Below are 22709 nucleotides of genomic sequence, written 5' to 3'. Positions count from 1 at the left end.
ACACTGCACCTCATACTGGCTACTGCTGCTTATATTTGCTATGCCTAGAGATATTCTGTAAATCAGGCAGGGCGCGAATTTTGCGCATTATGTTGGCAAGGTGCAAGCGATTTTGCGTGGTTAGCTCAATATCAATCATATATTGATTGTCTTCTCGGTCTTCGGTTTGCAAATTTATAATGCTTGAATCACAACTTGCGATAGCGGCGGTAAGTGCAGCAAGGGTACCTTGTCGATTAATCAGCTCAAGTCGGATTGATGCTTTAAAATCACCCTGCGCTTCATCATCCCAAAGCATTGGCAGCACTCGGTTGGGTTCTTCTTTGCTTAATTTGCGGATGTTATTACAGCCCGTTTGATGGATCACCACGCCTCTGCCTGGGCTTAAAATTGCCACAATTTCATCATCAGGAATGGGGTGGCAACATCGCGAAAAATGCACCATCAAGCCTTCGGTGCCTTTTATCGCGACTTTACTTTTCTTGTTCGGAATTTCGGCCTGCTCACCCACAATACGCCGTGCAATCATGGCGCTAATTTCGTTCCCCATTCCAATTGCCGCTAGGAGCTCCTCAAAGCTTGCGTAGTTGGTTTCAGCTACCACTCGATCAATTTCACTCTGCGGTACTTCATCCAGTTTTATCGTGCCCAACGCATGCCTAAGCAAGCGATTACCCATGTTGGTCGCGTCATGCGAATGCTGCCGTTTGAGATAATGCCGAATGTTAGAACGAGCGCGCGCGCTTACGACAAAATTCAGCCAATTTGCGTTGGGTTTAGCGCGCGGTGAAGTGATCACCTCCACACTTTGTCCGTTTTCTAATGGCTTATGCAAAGGATAGTTGCGATGTTCTACCCTTGCACCAACACAGGTATTGCCCACGTCAGAGTGCACCGCATACGCAAAGTCCACAGCAGTCGCACCAGTCGGTAACTCAACGATTTTGCCTTTCGGCGTAAACACATAAATTTCATCTGGGAAAAGGTCAGATTTTACGCTCTCAACGAATTCAGCAGACGTAGACGCCCGCTGTTGCAATTCGACCAGAGATTGCACCCACTGATTCGCTCGAAGCTGCGCCGTGGTGCCTTTTTCTTCCGTTTCTTTATATAGCCAATGCGCGGCAACGCCTTTGTCGGCCATATGATCCATCTGCTCTGTGCGAATTTGGACTTCCACCGGAATACCATGAGGACCTTTTAAAGAAGTATGCAGCGACTGATATCCATTTGTGCGCGGGATGGCGATGTAATCTTTAAAGCGATTCTCAATGGGTTTGTACAATCCGTGGATTGCGCCAAGCACGCGATAGCAATTGTCCACACTGTCTACAATTACCCTAAATCCATAAATATCCATGACTTCGGTAAACGACAGCTCTTTGTTTTTCATTTTTCGGTAAATGCTATAGAGGTGCTTTTCACGGCCTACAACACGCCCGGTGATCTCGTAATTCTCAAGCGTGTTCTCAAGCTCTTGCCGCGTTTTTTCTATGACTTCTTTACGGTTACCACGGGCTTGCGATACAGCAGATTTAAGTGCTCTATAGCGCATCGGATACATCGCCTGAAACCCTAGGTTTTCAAGCTCGTTTTTAATATCGTGAATACCTAAACGATGTGCCATTGGGGAGTAAATTTCAAGGGTTTCCAGAGCAATACGGCGACGTTTGTCGGGCCGAAGCGAGCCCAAGGTGCGCATATTGTGAGTACGATCGGCAAGTTTGATTAAAATGACGCGGATGTCTTGCACCATTGCCATCAGCATTTTACGAAAATTCTCGGCTTGGGCTTCTTGTTTGCTTCCGAATTTTAATTTGTCGAGCTTACTCACCCCTTCTACCAGTTCGGCAACGGTGTCGCCAAAAGCTAGCGATAGGTCTTCTTTGGAGTAGTCAGTATCTTCAATCACATCGTGCAATAACGCAGCCATCAAGGTCTCGTAATCAAGACGCATATCAGCAAGAATACCGCTTACTGCTACAGGATGAGTAATATACGGGTCGCCGCTTGAGCGAGTTTGGCCATCGTGAGCATCGCGCGCCAACACATATGCCGCTTGCACATACTCAACTTGTTCTGGTGAAAGGTAGGCACTAATTTTTGCCTTGAGGCCTTCAAATAAATACACGCGCTTGCTAAAACCGTATTAGTCATGGATTGGAAAGTTATTGTTAAGAATACGTTTATTTTTAGAACATGCAAACGCTAAGCGGCCGATTTTCATCGTCATTTAGCGTTTTGTGTTATTTACGGTATTAGATACCTTGAAAAGCAAATAATTCTTAATGAAGCGCCGCCAATCAAGTTACTACTTTTAAACGCGATGCTCATGTTTGAGCAAATGCTGCAAAGCCGTTGAATTACCGATTGATAGTAAATGCCGCTGAACTAAGGCTCTGATTACCTTTACTCATCGGAATAAGTAAACAATTCGTTCGTCGTTCAAGACACACGTGAACCCTCAATAAGTGTCAGCTTTCTTTACACAGCCTAAAGTTAATTCTGACAAACCCTTTGCAACTGTATGATTTTACTATACTTAAGATAAATCCCAATAGCGGCGTGAAAATTGCTGTTACATCAATGGGATAGTTTGCCTTTTAATTTACTGCTTTTAGCATAAGCGCTAGATGAAGGCCGGTGCAAACCAACAATAATTATAACATTCACAATAACCAATATTATTAATGAACAGAATGATTCAGGAGTAGTTAAATGAATGTAAGAAAAGGTTTCACCATTGCTGCTGTAGCACTTACAGTCAGCGTAGGCACGTCGTTTGTTGCTCACGCCGGCTTAATTGCTAGCGGTTCCTCAGGCGGTTTTAGCTGGGAAGCAAGAAGTACGCTAGTAGGCGCAGCAGATGGCGGCACGGGGCAAATATTCCCCACTGATCCACTCACGGCAGACTTCATAGGTAACCCACAGTATCACCCAAGCTATCCCGAATACAGCGGCGTAGTGGGCATGCTGATGGAAACCGCAGAAGGAAACTTCATCTGCTCAGGCACTTTGATGGAAGACAGACGTTCGATTTTGACAGCGGCGCACTGTGTTTCTGGTGGCGCAGGAACGCCCAACCCAATATCGACAACGGTTTTCTTCCAACCAGAAGGCGGTCTTAATCCAGATGAGCGTATCTACAATGTTCCAGCGCCAGAGGGAACGGTAGAAATTGAAGTTGCGGAATATATCGTCAATCCAGACTATACCGGCGAAGTTATCGATCAAAACGATATCGCCATCCTTCGCTTGGAAGAAGAGGCGCCGTTATGGGCCACATCTTACGGTATTTACACTGAAGACGACATTGCAGGGCAAGAGTTCAACGTAGCGGGCTACGGTCGACTGGGTACTGGAGAGGGATCTGTCGGGTTAACAGGTCGTCTTCGTCAAGGCGACAACATGTACGATTACGCTTGGGGCGAATTCGGTGACTTTTTTACTGACGGCTTCTTTGGTACTGCCGATGTTGAGTTTTCTTACGTTTCGGATTTTGACAACGGACTGGCAGCTAACGACACATCTGGCCTGATTGCCAATGCTTTGGGCGTTCCAGCGTTGTTTAATGATGTAGGTTTGGGAGATCGTGAAGTGGGAGTTGCTGGTGGAGATTCTGGCGGTCCAAACTTCATCCGCGGTTTGATTTCTGGTGTGAATAGCTACGGCTTGAGCTTCGGCGCAGACTTTGGTGACGCCGTTGCCGGTCTTAATAACAGCTTTGGTGAATTTAGTGGTTATGTTCCAACATACATTCACGCTGACTTCATCGCGAATAACCTTGTGAGAGTTTCTGCGCCAGGCATTCTAGCGCTGATGACCTTAGGTATGTTCGGCGTTGCTGCTAGAGCTCGCCGTAAAGCTGCTTAGTAAGCAATATAGAGTTTAGATACAAAAAAACGCCGATTTTCATCGGCGTTTTTTATTTTAGTTTGTGTTGGTTTTGGCTAGCTATTAGCCAGAATGCTTGCCACTGATGCAAACTCTGCGGCTTCTTGCTCACGTTGATCTTGTAGATCACTTGCTTCAACCGATTCTGCATTAACCAAGCCTTCTTCAATCTCTCGAAGCGCAACCACAGTCGGTTTGTCATTACCCATTTCAACCAATGGGTCTTTACCTTCGGTGGCGATTTGACGAGCACGACGCGCTGCTACAAGGACTAAATCAAATCGATTACCAACCTTATCAACTGCGTCTTCAACTGTTACACGTGCCATTTAATGCCCCTATTATTCTATAAATCTATACAAGTACCAAAAGCGGTCGCGAAGTATACTGTAGTTTTTCGCTATAGCATAGTACTAATCGTTCAAAGATCAACGTGGTACTGAAAATCTGGCTCAGTAGCGTCTTACTTTAATAAATTGGCAACCATTGGATGCATTAAAGTCTAGCGTGCTTCCATTCAAATCCGTGATCTTTTTATAGTTGCTGGTAATCGCTGTGCTAGCGCTACTGCCATCTACCGAGTTTATCGTGCCCCTAAAATCACACGATGAATTTGTATCGCTATCCCATATCTGAAGAGTTTTACCCGTCAAACCGCCGGCAAAGGTAATGCAACTTGCCGATGATAGATTTATTTCTTCACGACTTGAACCACTATAGTTCTGGCAATCACCACTGACAGGGCCTCCACCGCCTGTGCTCGTGTCATTTACGGTTAAAGTAAATGAACTAGAGCCAATATCGCCATCATTATCTGTGGCCTCAACGCGTATAGTATACGTGCCTGGTGATAAGTTATTTAACTCATCCGGATTTGGGGAGGTGCTGTGCCCCCATTGATAGCGCCTAAAATTTTCTACTCGTACCAGGCTGCCATCAATGTATAGTCGGGTGGATTGAACGCTTCCATCTGAGTCCTGAGCATCGGCCTCTACTTCAAGCGAGTAACCAGGCTCTACGGTAATATCGCCATTTGGCATGAGAAAATCAACGCTTGGCGCAGTGTTTCCGGGTGGTGTTGGACCACCTCCGCCGCCATTATCAGAATGGCCATTGAAGGCGATCATCATATCCCTCACCCATCGGCCAGAGTCGGTTAAATCTGAATCAGACCAGCCTCCACTGGGTGATGCGCCACCTCGCACAATTGAAGCACTTTCATTTTTATCGTTAACTGACCAATTTAAGTGCGTAATGTCGAACTCTTTCATCCAGTCAACCCAGCGCTGGGATTCCTCCAGATAAATTGGCCCGTTACCGCTATAGTTTGTGGTGCCCCATTCGGTTACCACTAGCGCAATGCCCTTATCCATAGCGCGCTCAGCTCTGTCACGCAGCCATTGCGTGTGCGTGCCTGAATAAAAATGGAGGGTGTAAGCAATGTTATCGTAACCGGTGATAGGATCATCGGCCGCTTTTTCGACTTCTTGGCTCCACGTTTGCGTACCCACGATGATCAGATTGTCTGGATCAATAGCGCGAATTTTTGCTATCACCGCTTCAGCGTAAGGCTTGATGGTGGTGCTCCAATCTGTATCGTCTAATGGCTCATTGTAGATTTCATAAATAACGTTATTCTTATCACCGTATTCCAAAGCCATTTCTTCAAAAAACGCTATCGCTTCTGCCTCATAATCTTCAGCATGATGAGAATGCCAATCGATGATGACATACAAGTCTTCCGCAATGGCTGCCTCAACTAGTGCTTTTACCCGATTGACATTAGCGGCTCGTGCGTCTAAATAATTGCCGTCGCCCTCGTCCACACCCATGGCAGCTCGCACAATGCGTGTATTCCAATCTTGTTTTAGCCAACTTACTGAGCTTTGATTGTAAAAAGGCGCTCCTCCCCAAGTGTTGTTGGTCCAAAAATAGCTATTACCAGCCATGCCATCAGCTTGCCCACCTACGAGAACTTGCGAGCCTTCAACGGTAATTGGGTCGACTGCATTAACGCTGCCAATTGAACAAAAACATGTGAATGTAAGTACGCCAACAGCAAGTTTTCTACAGCGTTTTCTTTGCCGCGCCGCAACTGCAGGAGCGTCGATCAGGTTTTTTATGATAATAAATGCAGCTTTGAGACGCTGCAAACTGCCTGTAACTGAGTGATTCATCTGAATCTCCATATTTTCAGCTATTTGAACTATTAATAAGCGTTAAAAAACAGAAGGGCATATGGCTATACAAATGCTCATCATGTTGAATAACGTGTCTTAACAGCACAAACCAACTGATTAGATAAATTATTTATTTGAACGCGTGATAATGCATGCCAAGCTAATCGCTTGGCATCACGCGCAAACCTTCGCGGGTTGCATGTAATAAGGCGAGTAAGGTTTCTGATTGCTTTGTCGCAATTCTTGTGAAGTGTGATAGTGGTGTCACCAAGCTCTAATTTTCATTTGTCTGCAGGTATTTCCACTAACATTATTTACGCTAAACACTGTGCCAGAAACTGAACGCGTTGCCTCATAGTTGTCAGGCACCACTAGGCTGCCTGAGCCATTTTGAGAGCTAAGAGAACCCCTAAAATCACATGCGCCAGTGTTATCACTATCCCATACCGCCAGTCTGCGACCGGCTAAATCTTGACTAAATTCAATACAGCCAGCGCTACCCAAATTAATTTCAGTCTTGACATTGGCCACGGACACGGCAATGCAGGTGTCATCGCTTCCACCACTTGCGCCAGAGTTAACTGTCAGAATAAAAGCATCGGTAGAACTTGCACCATCGTCGTCAGTAGCCACGGCTAATACTTCATATGCTCCAGCGCCTAAACCATCAAGCTCGCTGGAATCATCGCCACTACCAGCACCCCAGATGAATGGGGCGGAATTGATTTGTCTGATTAAGGAGCCATCAATAAATAGACTGACATTATCGATAGCGCCGTCTGAGTCACTCGCTGAAACCGAAAATGAAGCGCTGTATCCTTCATCCACGCTTAAGTTGCCGCTAGGCGAGGTAAACGTAACGCTAGGGCTTAGATTGCTTGGGGGCGTATCCGGTATTTCACCGTTTATGCCGATACGCTGTGTGGATACAATAAAATCATCAAAATTTGCGTATACATCGGAGCTAGGCTGCCATTGACTAGCAGGGGCACTTGAGCCGCCAAAGAATGTCGAAAAATATAGCTGATTGATTTTTGTATTTGATTGACCACCGTCCCTGACACCGGAGTTACTGGAATCGTCGACCATTAAAACGCCGTCTAACCAACCCTGAAGGCGACCGTCTAACTGCCCGGGCGTATTTAGCTGCTGGCGAATTTCAATATGGTGCCACTGACCGGGTATCACGCGGGCGTGCTCGCCAAAATCGTCCCAAAATAGACGATATGGCTCTGAACCTTCATTGTTATCAAGTTGAAATCCGTGCAAGTAAAACTCTAGTTTGCCTCCCTCTCGCCACATGAGTCGAGTAGTGAAGTCGTTATCACCGTACGGAAAAGACGTCGAACCAGCTAAGCCGGGTAATTTTCCTCCCTTTACAAACTGAAAATCAGCATCGAATTTAACCCAGTAAGCCATGTATAGCTCATCAGCGCTAATTTGGATGTCGGTTTCCCACGTGGCGCCGCTTGGCGAGGACTGATTGCCACCCGCAGGGTAAAGAATCCGAAGCCCTTTGCCGGTAATCGCATCATTGACTATGCTAACGCGGCCCTCGTCTGGGCCCTTTGCGTATCGGGAGTCCCAGTTTTCTTTAATTGCATCATCGTTAACCAGACCTAGGGGTAAGCCCTCTGAGTCGTTTGTATACACAACTTGCGCCTGAGCGTTTACCACGCTTAATAGTAAGACTGCTGCAAGGCCTTTGTGAACCGCACTTTGACAAAACTTCTTCTGTGACCGTATCGATCGAAATTGCATAATTTACTCCAATATTTTGCGTATCCTGATGGATATCATGACTGATTTGGACTTATGCGAGAGCTAGTAAATGAGACGCGTGTCGCTCGTCTCCAATTAGTATCTATTATTGTTTTTATACAGAGGGTCTAGTAGACCCGCACGCGAACTTTTGTGCACCCATTTCCGGTAAACGAGAGCTGACTTCCAACTAGCCCACTGCCACTTGCATAGGTATTAGTGATGGCAAATGACCCACCAGCATTGTCGCTGACAGTGCCTTTAAAACCACAGCCGTCACCGGACTTGTTGTTCCAAATTTGGACACGGCGTCCATCTAAACCACTTGGTACGCTGACACAATTGGCCCCGGTTAGTTGAATGTCTTGTCGCCCGCTGCTGTAGGCAATGCATGCACCTGGTATGTCTGGGTCGTCAATTGGATCTGGGTCGTCAATTGGATCAGGGTCATCAATGGGATCCGTTTCACCCCTGCAGCTAATCGTTGCGCCCACAAGCGATGATGCACTAGAACGACAATTCGCGTTAATGCCTTGGTTACTTGTTGTGTAGTCCAACAACTCTCTGCCAGTCCAAAAAGGAATCAGCGAATCTGATTGTCTTAAGTGTCGCCATTGACTGCCCGCTGGACTTAAGGTATCCCAAGCGAACATGTAAATGGTGTCAGAATTTGTGCCATATGGAGAGAAATCAACAAAAGGACCATCGGGAGCGCTTTGTTTCTTAAGTGTGTTTTTGTAAAACACATTTTGCGGGCCAGAAGCACCTGACCACCCACCTGCATGCTCACCAGGTGCATACCAAATTGGATACCAGGTTTCATCACCCACCGCGCAGTCGGGGCTGCAGTCTCGGTGTTCAAAGGGAACGTTTACCGTATTGTTTTCAATTAGATTAAAGCGCTCCCAGCCACCATGCAGATTTAAATCCGCATCGATATCGTTACCACTCACCACGTTTCCGGAAGCAGACCATTGCAAGGTAAGATGGCGCAAATCTCGAAGTGTATTATTGCGAACAAGGCTATCCCAAAGCTTGCTGTTTCTAAAGTATCCATTGCCTCCTTTTCCTTTGTTCCAAGAACCTTCCAATCGATTGTTTTCAAACTGCATGTTTTTTGCCATTTCAGTTACGATAGGATGTGAGCCACTCATAAATACACTGACATTTCGAACAAAACCATTCACCGCCCACTTAAACACAAGGCCGTGCAATGCGCCTTCATGGTCGATATTATTGTAATTGTTTTTCGCATCCGCCGGGTTAAAGCCAGGAGGGGCAACTTGCGTTAAGTAGAAGTTCTCAAATCCAACACCCTTTACCACATCGAGGTTTGCAGCGCGGCTTCGGTAGTTTGTTCCCTTCAGGGCAGGTGAGCCATCTGCGGAATTGTTCGTGAATACGGGAAACTCTAGCGGCTTGTCTAACACAATACGTTTGGCGCCACTATCAACTGATACAATTTTGAACATTTGCTGGCGCATATGTCCATTTATTCGATCTTGATCGAGTACACCCTGTAAATCATAAAAATTATTGCTATTTGCCGAACCCACCCATACATAACTGCCCACGGTGTAGCCATTCACATTGTTGAGCCTTATTTCGCTGTCGCCCATACTTGCATTGGCCGTAATATTTTCGTTTTTCCAATGAAAATTTACTGAACCTTCGAAAAAGTCACGTCGGTTTGCAGGTGCACTACCATAGCTGCTTGCGTAAGAGGCATGTACCGCGCGAGATTGCACTCTGAATGCGCCTCGGCCAGGCCAAATCCAACCGCCCTTTGCGGTGCCTTCCCCGGTCATGTCATTTAAATTAAAATCGGATATACCGTCATAGCGAGTGTCCTCGTTCGGGTCAAAGACAATTTGGGTCGATGTAGCATTTGAAGGACTGTTGCCTTGCCCGCGTATCACTAAAAAACTTGCGTCCACACCAATTTGACGGTCAATACGAAGCTCCCCTGCAGGCAGCGTTATACGAGATAGATTGTTGTAATTGCCATTACAATTCGCTTTCACATAATCAATAGCCGATTGAATACCGACACTATCATCATAAGTGTCGTTACTATAAACGCCGAATTCAGTTTGAAGCTCATCGGGCGTAATAAGACAGCTATCATTATTAGTAAAATTCGATTCGCTGGGCAAGCCTGCGCCTTCTAGGTAACCTGCTTTAGACCAATCTGGAAGCGGTTGCGCTTGAGCGCTGGTAAACACATGTAAGCTAAGAATGAGAGACGACAATGCAAAGACATTGGCCTTTTTGAAAGGTGTCATATTGTATTCCTGAAGTATTAAGTTAATGGCGAGTTAACATCAAATACATCAAACTGAAATACGACCTTGCTTTACAGGATGGTACTGAGCGATTTGATTACATCAGTATTAACTGATTTTCAGATTCGTCAAGATTTTTTTGATTAAAAGTGATCCTTATTGTCAAATTTTGAACAGTCTTGAGCTTTACTGCTTATAGGTATAATGGAATTGAATTGTAGCTCTTACCATCGCGTTTAACGAAGCGATGCAAGCCAATCCTTGTGCTTGAGAATCTGCTTTTCAAGCAACAGCGAACTAGCGTTTACGATTGACCTAAAATCATGCAGTGCTGCATCAAAGTCGTCATTAACCAGCACGTAGTCAAACTCATTAAAATGCGACATTTCTGATAGGGCTTCGCTCATACGTTTATGAATCACTTCTTCCGAGTCTTTGCCTCTACCTACTAAACGCTTGTGTAACTCTTCTACCGAAGGCGGCAAAATAAAAATCCCTATAACTTTATCGTTAATCGCTTTTATTTGCCGAGCGCCTTGCCAATCAATATCTAAAAATACGTCTATACCTTGCTCGAGCTTGTCGCTAATTGCCGCTTTAGATGTACCGTAGTAATTTCCGAATACTTCGGCGTACTCATAAAATGCATCTTGCGCGATAAGTTTTTCAAATGTGCTTTTATCAACGAAATGATAATGCTCGCCGTCAACTTCGCCCTCTCTTGGCGAGCGCGTAGTGTGTGATACCGACAGCTGTGGCAAGTTACTCAAACCGCCTTTAGTATGTGACTCAATCAGTGCCTTAATTAAGCTAGATTTGCCAGCACCTGACGGCGCGGCAACAATAAACAGATTACCTAATGATTGAGCCATATACTTACTCTTGCGTTATTATCTGATGTCTTGGTGTGTTTTGCCATTTTGCGTTTACGACTTTTACGTGCGCGCCGCGTAGCCTTAAAAACGACGAATATGCTACCATAGATAAACAAATTCATGTCGAACTTTGCGGGCGTTTAGCGCGCACGAATCATAAATTAGTATTCATTCATCATTACTTTTATCACAACATAGGAAAAGCATGAGTCAATTGCAGTTAGAAGGGGTTATTCAAGAGGCAGAAGGTGAGCATAAAGCCACCATCATCTGGTTACACGGCTTAGGTGATTCAGGCAACGGTTTTGCGCCTATTGCGCCTGAACTAAAACTACCAAAAGAGATGGGCGTAAAATTTATCTTCCCACATGCCCCGATTCGACCTGTCACCATAAATAACGGCATGGAAATGCGCGCTTGGTACGATATAAAGTCTATGGATATGGAAAGCAGAGCTGACTTAGAAGGTGTGCTTGAGTCATCGAAATTGGTTCAAGACTTGATTGAACAGGAAATCGCAAGCGGTATCCCTTCGAATAAAATATTGCTAGCGGGCTTTTCTCAAGGTGGCGTTATTGCACTTCATTTGGGCACTCGTTATGAAAAGCCGCTGGCTGGCATTGTCGCACTTTCAACCTACATGAGCGCCCCTCAGAGCTTAGCGAGCGAAAAAAGCGAAGAAAACGCAAATGTCCCTATCTTGTGCTGTCATGGCTTACAAGATGAGGTCGTGCCACTGTTTTTAGGCAAAGGTGCTTACCAGAGCCTGACTGAAAATGGCTATAAGGCGCAATGGAAAGAGTACGTCATGCAGCACAACGTATGCTTGCCAGAAATCAACGACATTTCCAAGTTTATTCAACAGCACCTTTAGATAATGAGCCTGTTGGCAAAAGGATAAGCAGTTTTAATGACACAATCATCTAGCGCGAAGCGCACCATCAAGATTGCCACACGCAAAAGCGCATTGGCAATGTGGCAAGCCAATTACGTAAAAGACCAACTGGCTCGCTATCACCCCGAATACACGGTTAAGCTTGTGCCAATGTCCACCCAAGGCGACCGTATTCTTGATACGCCCTTGGCAAAAATCGGTGGCAAAGGGCTTTTTATAAAAGAGTTGGAGGTCGCCATGCAAGAAGGGCGAGCCGATTTAGCCGTGCACTCAATGAAAGACGTACCGGTGAGCTTTCCAGAGGAGTTTGGTTTACATGCCATCTGTCCTCGCGAAAATCCTTACGACGCATTTGTGTCTAATCGTTTTTCACAACTCATTGATTTACCTCAGGGAGCGGTAGTGGGCACCTCAAGCCTACGTCGTCAAGCGCAAATTCGCGCATTGCGAACCGATTTAGTGATCAAAGATTTGCGCGGAAATGTGAATACGCGCTTAGGCAAACTTGATGCCGGTGAATATGACGCCATTATTCTGGCGGCCGCAGGTTTAATTCGCCTCAATATGCATCAACGTATTGCACAACAGTTACCTCCCGAAGTTTCACTGCCTGCGGTAGGTCAGGGCGCGGTTGGTATTGAATGTCGCAACGACGATGAAGAGCTTATCGCCTTGCTGGGCTCGCTTAATGACATAGAAACCGCTTGGCGAGTGCGTGCAGAGCGAGCTATGAATGCGCGCTTGCAAGGCGGATGTCAGGTGCCTATTGGCAGTTTCGCTCAACTAAGAGAAGACGTTATTCATCTTAAAGGCCTTGTGGCAACAGTGGATGGCGCAACGGTGCTGGAGGCTAGCGCTTCAGGTGATGTTGATGATCCGGAAAAAGTCGGAATTGAAGTAGCAGATAAGCTCATCAAGCAGGGAGCGGCTGATATTCTTGCTGCTTTAAGCGAATAGGGTTCAAGCACATCATGTTTTTGGTGACGCGCCCACAACCAAAGGCCAACGAAACGCACGCGGCTATGACAGAAGCCGGGCTCGCCTCAATGGTATGCTGCGTGATTGAAATTGAACCCATTGATACTGCGTCCACTCAAATACCAATCGTTTACGACCTGATTATCGTCACCAGCACATTTACTGAGCATTTTTTGCACCAGCATTTGAGCGACTTGGTAAATCAATGCAGTCGCATCATATGTGTCGGGGAAGGTAGCGCAAGCCTTGTCGCTAAAATGCTTGTTGAAAAAGGCCTTAATGCGAGTCTAAGCACTGCCGAACCTCAAAATTCAGAAGGCATTATTCAGTCATCGGTATTTGCAGATTTATCCACCACTTCATCGGTGGCACTTGTTAAAGGCCGCGGCGGACGCGGACTGATTGAGCAGCATTTACTGACAAAGGGCTGTAAAGTGGATATTTTTGAGGCATATCAACGGGTAAGTGCGCTAAACAGTGCTATCATCACAAACATTGAGCGCGAACCAATTGCGTGTATCATTATCAGCAGCGTTGAGATTGCACAAAACATCGCAGCGAGCTTTACGAGTCAGTGGTTGCACTCGCGCTATTTTATGGTCACAAGCGAACGCATTTATGACTATCTGCACTCCTTGGGCTTTAAAAACATTGTCAAAAGCGAGAGTGCATCAACATTGAGCATAGTAAATTGCGCCAAACAATTAACACGATCAGGAGTCTTGGATGACAGACGATAATAAAGCAAAAGCTTCATCGGCAAGTGCGACAGAGGATAGCGCAAAGGCCTCATCCAGTGCTGATTCAAGCGCTTCCACTGAGCTTGCAAGGCATTCTGCTGGAAACGCAGCTTCTGATACAGATTATTCGGCTGAATCAGCAGAGGGGAAGACTTATAGCGCTCGCTCACAAGATTCCAAGAGCGCGTCTGAAAAAGCCAAGAAGCCAGCAAAAACCGGGGCGCTTTGGTTTTTCACCTTTATCAATTTTTGCTTAATTGTTGGCGCAGGTGCAGCGGGCTATTGGTTTTATACACAGCATGAACAGGGTCACAACAATAGCGAAGAGGAGGTAGCACAAGTTCAGCGCTTTGTAGATAGCGAAGTAAAAGCCTTGAGTGCATCAATATCGCAACTAGAGCGAGAGCTTGAAAGCAAAAATGATGCACTAAACCAATCCCTCGACGGTGTATTAGCGCAGGTACTAGCGAACGCACAAAGCGACCAAACACTTGCCAATGAGCTTGCTGAAGTATCGGGTCGTCGTCCCTCTGATTGGCTGCTGGCCGAAGCAAACTACTTAGTCAATATGGCAGGTCGAAAACTCTATTTAGAACAGGATTTGCGCACTGCCATTGCGCTACTGAATGAAGCAGATGCGCGCTTACAAGACTTAGGTGACCCATCGCTATTACCCATACGAGCGTTAATTGCCAGTGACATCCAATCTCTTCAGCAAGTTAATCCAATGTCTACCACATCCATTGCGCTTGCTATCTCGGGTCTGTTGCCCCAAGTGAGCCAGTTACCGCTTGAAAATCTCAAACTCCCTGAAGCTGAGCCAGAAGAAAACACTGAGTTAAGTAGCGATGTGGCCGATTGGCGCGAGAACTTAAGCATAGTATGGGAAGACATTGTGGGCGATTTTATTACCGTTACTCCGGTGAATAAACCTCTTTCTCCCTATTTAGCTGAGCGACAGCAATGGCTGATTGAGCAACAGCTTAAACACGCGCTGACTCAGGCTAAAAGTGCCGCTTTGGATGAGCACTTCACGCTGTATCAAAGTGCATTGCAAGAGGCTATGGCCCTGATTATTGAGCACTATCAGATAGAAGAGAACTCAGTAGTGCAATTCACTAATGCTCTTCAACAACTCCAAAACAGTAATTTTGAGCGCGATTATCCGCAAAAACTGATGGCCGTGGACGCACTAAAAGACGCTACCGAGCGCAGGTTGCAACGCCAGTTTGAGAGCCAATTAGGTGATAGCAATGATTAAGGTCATTATACTATTACTGATATTATTCTTTGCACTGATGTTCGGACACACGCTTATCGGGCAGGAAGGCATGGTCATTATTGCACTGCCCGAGACGGTGATTGAAATGTCAATAATCAGTGCTGTCATCGTTGCGTTTTTCTCTATAGTCGCGACCTTTATCATCTTCTTATTAATTCGGAGAATTTGGCGCGCAGTGGCTCACTCTAGAAACTGGTTTGGCTCCTATTCCAAACGTCAGCAGCAAAAAGCCTTTCATCTTGGCCTAAACGCTTATTTAATTGGCGACTTTGAAAACGCACTTAAGCATGTCAAAAAATCCTTCGGTGGCGATTTTGCAGGCAGCAATTATGTGCTCGCTGCCGATATTGATGCCCGCCTTAATAAGGGTGGCAATATTGATGCAATGCTTGCCAAAGCTCAGGTAGATGCCCCTTCAAAGTTCCAAGCAATTGTAAAACAAGCGCAGTTAGGTTTAGCCGACAATAAGCCTGATAAAGCCTTGGAGGTACTTGCAGAGCTTGATGATAAAGACCAGAAGCAAGAGAGCGTTGTACAACTGAAATTACAGGCGCTTGCTAAGCTCGAGCGCTGGACGGATATTCGTGATGTGCTGAGCGATAGCAAAAAAGTGCTCAAAGAAGATCACGTCATGTGGGCACAACGAGCAATGTATGGTGAGTTTGCTGAAGTGGCTAGTAAGCAGGGCGCCAACGCGCTTAAAGAGAAGTGGCAAAATCTGTCTCGTTCGGCTCGAAAAGATGTCGCAAACCAAATATGTTACGCACAGCTTTTGATTGAACAAGGCATGTCTGAAGATGCACAACATGCGCTCATTGAATTTGCAAAAAAGCAAGAGCATGATGCCTACTGGGGCTTATTCAAACAACTTTGTCATAGCTCACTCACACCCGCCATTCGTTTTGTCGAAGATAAAATCAAGAAACAACCTGAAAATGCTCGGTTATATTCTGTATTGGCGCATTTAGCCTATAACAGTGACGATTTTGATTTGGCTGAGCGCGCTATCAATAAGGCCATAGAGATTAACCGCACGCAAGAAGATATGATGTTGTTAGCGGCAATATTGGAAAAGCGCAATGCCTTTGAATCGGCAAATGCGCTGTATAAAAGTCTTGTCCATTGAACGAAGATAATCACACTCAAGTGGCAAATAATCTCATCGTCTCATGTTCGGGTCTCGTTCTAACACAAGACGAAGCCAGTCTATTAAGCGAGTTACAGCCGTGGGGAATAATTTTATTTGCTCGCAATATTGAGTCTCCATTACAAGTTAGACGCTTATTAGACGATATTAAACTGGCCTTGGACGACGATGAGCTGGTCGTGCTAATTGACCAAGAGGGTGGTCGCGTGTCTCGACTTCCCTATCCACAATGGCGAATACCACCAAGTCCACAGGTGTTTGCTAAGCTATACGAGCGAGATAAACACAAAGCGTTGCGCGCATGCTTTCTCAATAACCTAATCATCGGCTGTGAGCTAAAGTCTGTCGGCATCAACGTCAATTGCGCGCCTATGCTGGATATCCCGCAAAAAGACGCTGCTGACATCATTCATGAGCGCTCATATGGAAATGCGCATAGCGCCGACAATATCCAGCAAGTGATTGCACTTGGTGAGCAGGTCATCAGCGGACTTGAGCAAGCTCACGTGTCTGCGGTTATCAAACACATTCCCGGGCATGGACGAGGACGAAGCGATTCTCATTTTACGCTCCCAAGAGTCGAAGCAAGCTTAAACGAACTAGAAAACAGCGATTTCAAACCCTTTTTGGCTTTAAATCATGCGCCAATGGCAATGAGTGCACACATTGTTTACGAAGCCATCGACAGCCTCAACCCAGGCAGCGTGAGCAAAACAGTCGTTAAAGAGCTGATTCGAAAACGCATCGGGTTTGAAGGCTTGTTGATGACCGACGATATCAACATGCAGGCGCTCAAAGGCAGCATCTCCGAACGCGCCAGGCAAGCGCTAGATGCTGGCAACGACGTTGTTTTGCATTGTAGCGGTGAATTTGAAGAAATGGCTTCTTTGCTTGACGTAGCGTCTCCTTTGAGCGGCCAGTCAAAGTACCGAGCTGCTTATGCTAAACAACAGGCGACGCTCCCAATGCCTGTATTTGATATCGAAGCAGCTCAAGCAGAGTTAAGCGCCCTTCTAAGGTAGTGCCCTAGTATTTTTGTTCTAAACATTGTACCGACACGCAAGCTCTGCTAATTTGAATCCAGTCTATTTTTTAAACAAACTTCCTGTTCACCTTGAGCAGATTGTTGGTTTGAGTCATTTTCCTTAGTTTATACACGCCCAGCTTGGGATACCGGAGTCACTATTGGTGCTTAGTCCCTATCGCACTATTGCTTTGTTGATGGCTATCATGATAGTGCTTATCGCGTTTGATGGACGTGCGCAAAGCAAACAGACTTTGATAATCGAGGATGATTTTAGATATACGCAAACAAGTGCATCGATGATGTTTATTGAAGATGAAAACAGTAAACTCTCCGCCGCACAAGTGTTTGCGATAGACAATGAAAAATGGCAACTTGCTAATAGCCCGAGCTTAAATTTAGGGATTAGTGACTCCACTTTCTGGTTTAAAATCAGCTTTCAAAATCGAGCTTCCACTAAGCAGTCACTGGTTCTATTAAATAGCTATGCCGCACTCGACTATGTCGACTTGTTTGTTTTGCGCAATGAACACGAAATTAGTCAGCACATTCAGTCTGGCGACATGCGAACTCATGATTTGAGGCCTTTGCCGCATCCTTCCTTCGCGTTTCCCATAGAACTTTCCGCCGGTGAGGAGGTTAACGCACTGATTAAAATCAAAAGTGCGGGCAATCTCATCGTTCCAGTATCAGTTTGGAGCGCGCAAGAATTTGCCCAATACCAGATTAACTTTTACCTCATTTTTGGTCTGCTATTAGGCGTGCTTATAATCACTAGTCTTTATAATGTTTTTGTGAGTTTCAACACGAAAGAAAAACTCTTTTTTAGCTTTTCAGCCTTTATATTGACGGTCTCGTTTCTAGTCATGATTCAATCCGGCCTTGGCATGCAGTTTTTATGGCCAGAATCACCTGATTGGAACGCATTTTTACCCGGTTTTGCTATTGCATTTGCAACCGTTGGCCATCTTGTTTTTTCGGTTCATTTTTTAAAGATTAAATCCTTACTTTTGACCGTGTGTTACGCCATCGCAATCGCATCATTATGCATCGCCTGTTTGTATGCCTTCATTCCTTATGCCGCAATAGTTCAAAGCACTTTGCTGCTCGGTACAGCAGCGCTGATGCTACCGTTAATATATGCAGGCATCAGAACAATGCAAGAGGATGAAAGTGCTCGCCTTTACCTTATTGCATGGACACCCTTTGGCATCGGTGTAATTGTATCAGCAGCGATTCGTTTTAAATTGATAGATTATTCAATTTATACCGAATTTGCAGGGCTATTCTTTGCTGTAATTACAATTGTTTGGCTTTCAGTGGCGATATCAAAACGCATCAATCAGGAAAAGCTCAAACGTATTCGTGCACAGCGCAATGCAATCACTAATTTAGAACGCTATGAAGATTTGTTCGAAAACGCAGTGGAAGGTATTTTTACCACCACTTTTGACCGAAAAGTCGTTCGCGCGAATGATGCGCTTGTGCGAATGTTTGCTTATCCAGACAAAAATGCCTTGTTAAACGGGCTCAGCTCTAATCTGGATAGCCTCTACAAAAACCCGCTAGACAGAAGTCGATTGCTTCACAAAGCCCTGAAGTATGGCAAAGTGATAGATGAAGAAATCGAGCTTGTTAAATATGATGGCACGCCGTTTTGGGCATCAGTTACCTTCAGAACGCGTCTTATGCACGCTCAGAACAGTGAAGAGACAGCTGCGCAATCGCCTGATAATGCTGTATTTGAAGGCTCTTTGATTGATATCACCGAGCGCAAACTTACCGAACAAAAGCTACGACACTTTGCTTCACACGATCCGCTTACGAAAATTAACAATCGGCGCGAATTCGAAAACCGTTTGCAACATAGTATAGATGCGACACATAGCGATTCAAAGGTCTATGTTATGTACATAGACTTAGACAAATTTAAGGTGGTTAATGACACCTTTGGTCATAACGTGGGAGACAAATTATTAGTCGAAATTTCCGATATTATGAGCAAAACCCTCAGCCAAGACAGTGTGCTTGCCCGTTTAGGCGGAGATGAGTTTGGCATAATACTGTTTGAACAAAACAGTGAATTGGCGTTTGAACGTGCGCAAGCCGTCCTAGAGGCAATTAGCTCGTATCGATTTAGTCATCAACAGCGCGTGTTTAGTGTGGGCGTGAGTATTGGTTTGGTAGAGCTTAGCGAAAGTCTAAATAACATCGAAGATGTAATGAGTTTTGCTGACTCCGCATGCTATGCAGCTAAAAAATCGGGACGAAATCAAATTCGTGTGTACTCATCCGATAGCGCCGAATTTTCTCAACATCGCGATGAAGTCGCGTTAGCCACCTTAATCAATGATGCCTTAAGCAGACATACTTTTACCTTATATACTCAAAAGTTAGTGAGAAATGACAAACAGCAGAGTTTCTACGGTTATGAAATGCTTCTTCGAATGCTGTGTGAGGGCAAGGAACGCGACATCAGAGAGCTATATTCGCCCGGATATTTTATTCCAGTAGCAGAAAAGTATGGTTTGATGGCTAAAGTAGACCAATGGGTCATAGAGCATAGTTTTGAGTGGCTGTCTGAGCAAGGTAATGCCATTAAAGAGATTGAGCGTTGCTCAATAAATTTAAGCGGTCAGTCGATTGGGAGCGAAGCCTTAAAACAGCGTATTATTCAATGCTTTGAGCGGTTTAAAATCCCGCATAATAAGATATGTTTCGAAATAACCGAAACACACGCAATCGAAAACATTGATCAGACGATTGAATTTATGGGCTATTTTCAACAAAGAGGGTGTCAGTTCTCATTGGACGACTTTGGTAGCGGGTTGTCGTCGTATGGATATTTGAAAACCCTTCCTATTGACAATATAAAAATTGACGGGCGTTTTGTACAAGGAATTGCGGCAGACTCCGTTGACTATGCGATGGTGGAATCGATACAAGCAGTCGCACATGCAATGGGCAAAAAGACGATTGCCGAGTATGTTGAGAATGAGGAAATTATCGCAGAATTGAAAAAGATTGGCGTTGATGTATTGCAAGGTTATGCGATTGAAAAGCCGAAACCCGCGTGGACAGATATCGTCTCTCCATCAAACGCTAATTTTAATGTTGAAAGTACGGCGAAGACCCGTAATCAAAAGTATTAAGGGCTGTTAACGCGCCACAATCTGATGCTGCCATCGTCATGCCCCGTAACCACTAGATCGCCCTCCGTGTTAAAATCGATGTATTCAGTTCGCCATGCGTCATAATGCTGAAACTGTATGGGCGCATCAGCCGCCACTTGCTTCTTCAAATCTATTATGTCGAAATGTGTTAAGGGCACCTTATAGCCGAGATTTTCTTGTTGATTGGCTGCAAACCACCATGCGGGCCAAGTCCCCCCCACGACTAAATGCTGGCTATCAGGACTAAAGGCCACGCTTTCGTAACGCTCAGCATTGAGCACTTTAGCGCTATTGCTTCGCGGGGCGTGTTCAGATCTAATATGAGAAATCAATTCAGCGCTCTCAAAATCCCATATCATGACACCCATTGTGCCACCGGCTCCTGCTGCAACCATCGTATTATCAGAAGAAATTCTGACGGATTTAACCGTATTTCCCGTAAAACCTTCATAACGCCGTATTGGCCTGGGTAAGTATTCTGTCACCAGAGACAGCGCGCTATATAAGTGAACATCGCCATCACGCTCAGCGGTTACAAGGTATGCGCTATCACTTGTCCAATCAACTTGATTGACATCCGCTATATCGTCTGCACTGTTTTTAACGCTGTGTCTGCCAATAATATACCAGTCTTCAGGGTTCGGCATATGCGTGGCAATAATGGAAACGAATCCAGCTTCATCGCCGATAGCTAGCATTTTGCCGTTTGGCGAAAAGCGCATGCCTTCTATGGATTTACTAAAACCGGTAGAAAGATTAGTAAGTACTTGCTTTTCGTTTGTTACCGCAAATACATAAAGTACACCCGAGCCTAAATCATCTTCGCCACCGGCAACAATCCACTGACCGTCAAGACTAAACGCGACACTTTCGGTTTCTCCGCTTAAGGTCTGCTCCCACAACATTTTGTAATCTGAGCGTCGCCAAAGGCGTAAGCGAGCAGACGTATTTTTGGATTTTGAAACGGATGCAAATAGTTCACCATTGGGAGAGAACTCGACCGCTTCAGTTGCAACACTATTGTCCTCAAAGTAAGTATCAATGCGCCCGTCTGGGTCGCCCATAAGTGTGATCACATGATGCAAATAAGGCGCTTGTTGCTGAGGCGAATCGGCAGAAGAAGACGTCGTAGATAACTCAGGCGATGAGGATGTATGGCACGCTGTAATGTGAATGGTTCCGATCATCAATAACAAGGTGCGGGCAAGTATTTTGATTAAATGCATTATGCTCCAGTTTGGCTGTAGTAGATTTTATTCCCAATCCGAAAAACTAACGGCAAGTATTTGCGTTAAGTAAGCTGTGGAACTCTTACTTTGCCCTCCATCAAGACACGCGCGCTGCGGCTCATACTGACTTTTTCGATGCGCCAAGTGCCATTTTGTTCCTTAGCACTTGCGCCAACGCTTAAGGTGCCAGAGGGATGACCGAAGGTGACTGATTCACGCTCGGTGCCACCCGCTGCGAGATTAACGAGCGTTCCGGGTATGGCGGCCGCGCTGCCAATTGCGACCGCAGCGGTGCCCATCATAGCATGATGAAGTTTGCCCATAGAAAGTGCTCGCACACATAGGTCAATTTGCTCAGAATTCACTGCTTTACCACTGGACGATACATACTCTTTTGCCGGCGAGACAAACGCAATCTTAGGGGTATGTTGACGTTGCTCAGCCTCATCAATTGACTGAATAAGCCCCATTTTTAATGCACCGTATGCCCGCATGCGTTCAAATTTTTCTAAGGCGTCCACATCTTGGTTAATATCATCTTGTAGCTCTGTGCCTGTGTAACCAATATCAACTGCATTGACAAAAATTGTGGGAATACCCGCGTTGATAAACGTAGCCTCGAAAGTCCCTATGCCGAGCACGTCAAGCGTATCGACGACATTACCGGTAGGAAAGACCGCTTCGGATTCATCAATCGGTTTTATAAAGTCAATTTTGACCTCCGCTGCGGGAAAAGTGACCCCGTCTAGCTCAAAATCACCCGTTTCTTGCACTTTCCCATTGGTGATCGGCACATGCGCAACAATCGTTTTCTGAATATTTTGCTGCCAAATTTTGATTTGGGCAATGCCGTTTTCAGGCAAGTTTGCGCTATCAACCATTCCGTTTTCAATGGCAAATGCGCCCACCGCTGCGGCTAAATTGCCACAGTTGCCACTCCAATCGATAAAGGCTTTATCAATGGCCACTTGACCAAACAAATAGTTTACATCGTGATCTGCTTTATCACTTTTACCTAAAATCACGGTTTTACTGGTGCTTGATGTTGCACCGCCCATACCGTCGGTATGTTTACCGTAGGGGTCTGGACTGCCAATTACGCGGAGCAGCAAGCGGTCGCGGTATTCCCCAGCTTGCTGAGCCTGTAAAGGCAAATCATCTAGTTTAAAAAACACGCCTTTACTGGTGCCACCACGCATATACGTAGCTGGTATTTTAAGTTGTGGTGAATACATATTATCCCTTT

General features: G+C 45.5%; 16 protein-coding genes. 8 read left to right on the top strand and 8 right to left on the bottom strand.

Annotated features, from left to right (window positions below; all coding sequences use genetic code 11):
* Positions 1-19 precede the first annotated feature (19 nt).
* Complete coding sequence (gene spoT / locus PN836_RS14450; RefSeq protein ID WP_395339452.1) at positions 20-2131, bottom strand: bifunctional GTP diphosphokinase/guanosine-3',5'-bis pyrophosphate 3'-pyrophosphohydrolase; 2112 nt, start codon at positions 2129-2131, stop codon at positions 20-22.
* 587 nt (positions 2132-2718) lie between these two features.
* Here spoT and PN836_RS14445 point away from each other — a divergent pair.
* Positions 2719-3873 carry a trypsin-like serine protease gene (locus PN836_RS14445; RefSeq protein WP_395339450.1) on the top strand — a complete coding sequence of 385 codons (1155 nt, stop codon included), beginning with the start codon at positions 2719-2721 and terminating at the stop codon, positions 3871-3873.
* Between the two features lie 77 nt (positions 3874-3950).
* Here the strand turns inward: PN836_RS14445 and rpoZ are convergent, their stop codons facing one another.
* The 5 genes from rpoZ to gmk form a co-directional block, all read right to left on the bottom strand.
* A complete protein-coding gene (rpoZ, locus tag PN836_RS14440; protein ID WP_395339448.1) occupies positions 3951-4223 on the bottom strand; it encodes a DNA-directed RNA polymerase subunit omega in 273 nt (90 codons plus the stop codon).
* 123 nt (positions 4224-4346) lie between these two features.
* Entirely contained in the window at positions 4347-6071 is a 1725-nt protein-coding gene (locus PN836_RS14435; RefSeq protein ID WP_395339446.1) for a cellulase family glycosylhydrolase, read from the bottom strand.
* Positions 6072-6338: 267 nt separating this feature from the next.
* On the bottom strand, positions 6339-7835 hold the full coding sequence (locus tag PN836_RS14430; protein WP_395339444.1) for a polysaccharide lyase: 1497 nt from the start codon (positions 7833-7835) through the stop codon (positions 6339-6341).
* A gap of 128 nt (positions 7836-7963) precedes the next feature.
* Positions 7964-10120 (bottom strand): hypothetical protein, encoded by a 2157-nt coding sequence (locus tag PN836_RS14425; RefSeq protein ID WP_395339443.1) that lies wholly within the window; start codon positions 10118-10120, stop codon positions 7964-7966.
* A 236-nt stretch (positions 10121-10356) separates the two neighbouring features.
* Positions 10357-10992 (bottom strand): guanylate kinase, encoded by a 636-nt coding sequence (gmk, locus tag PN836_RS14420; RefSeq protein ID WP_395339441.1) that lies wholly within the window; start codon positions 10990-10992, stop codon positions 10357-10359.
* 208 nt (positions 10993-11200) lie between these two features.
* Between gmk and PN836_RS14415 the strand changes: the two genes are divergently transcribed.
* From PN836_RS14415 to PN836_RS14385, 7 genes are all read left to right on the top strand, one after another.
* Entirely contained in the window at positions 11201-11869 is a 669-nt protein-coding gene (locus PN836_RS14415) for an alpha/beta hydrolase (protein ID WP_395339439.1), read from the top strand.
* Positions 11870-11905: 36 nt separating this feature from the next.
* Positions 11906-12847, top strand: a complete 942-nt coding sequence (hemC, locus tag PN836_RS14410; protein ID WP_395339437.1) for a hydroxymethylbilane synthase — start codon at positions 11906-11908, stop codon at positions 12845-12847.
* Positions 12848-12870: 23 nt separating this feature from the next.
* Positions 12871-13608, top strand: a complete 738-nt coding sequence (locus tag PN836_RS14405; RefSeq protein ID WP_395339435.1) for a uroporphyrinogen-III synthase — start codon at positions 12871-12873, stop codon at positions 13606-13608.
* On the top strand, positions 13595-14869 hold the full coding sequence (locus PN836_RS14400) for a uroporphyrinogen-III C-methyltransferase (RefSeq protein ID WP_395339434.1): 1275 nt from the start codon (positions 13595-13597) through the stop codon (positions 14867-14869). The genes PN836_RS14405 and PN836_RS14400 overlap by 14 nt, the downstream gene beginning before the upstream one ends.
* Positions 14862-16016, top strand: coding sequence for a heme biosynthesis HemY N-terminal domain-containing protein (locus tag PN836_RS14395; RefSeq protein WP_395339432.1), 1155 nt, complete (start codon positions 14862-14864; stop codon positions 16014-16016). Before PN836_RS14400 ends, PN836_RS14395 begins: the two co-directional genes overlap by 8 nt.
* The gene (gene nagZ / locus PN836_RS14390) at positions 16013-17059 is read left to right on the top strand and encodes a beta-N-acetylhexosaminidase (protein WP_395339430.1); all 1047 of its coding nucleotides are present in this window, start codon (positions 16013-16015) and stop codon (positions 17057-17059) included. Before PN836_RS14395 ends, nagZ begins: the two co-directional genes overlap by 4 nt.
* A gap of 166 nt (positions 17060-17225) precedes the next feature.
* Positions 17226-20213, top strand: coding sequence for an EAL domain-containing protein (locus PN836_RS14385; protein ID WP_395339428.1), 2988 nt, complete (start codon positions 17226-17228; stop codon positions 20211-20213).
* On the opposite strand, the gene PN836_RS14380 is transcribed toward PN836_RS14385, so the two are convergent.
* Positions 20210-21460, bottom strand: coding sequence for a WD40 repeat domain-containing protein (locus tag PN836_RS14380; protein WP_395339426.1), 1251 nt, complete (start codon positions 21458-21460; stop codon positions 20210-20212). The two genes, PN836_RS14385 and PN836_RS14380, sit on opposite strands and share 4 nt — an antisense overlap.
* Before the next feature lie 65 nt (positions 21461-21525).
* Positions 21526-22698 carry a 2-methylaconitate cis-trans isomerase PrpF gene (gene prpF / locus PN836_RS14375; protein WP_395339424.1) on the bottom strand — a complete coding sequence of 391 codons (1173 nt, stop codon included), beginning with the start codon at positions 22696-22698 and terminating at the stop codon, positions 21526-21528.
* Between the last annotated feature and the right edge of the window lie 11 nt (positions 22699-22709).

Source organism: Ningiella algicola (genome assembly GCF_028401415.2).
Taxonomy (GTDB): domain Bacteria; phylum Pseudomonadota; class Gammaproteobacteria; order Enterobacterales; family Alteromonadaceae; genus Glaciecola.
This window is presented reverse-complemented; position numbering and strand designations above follow the sequence as displayed.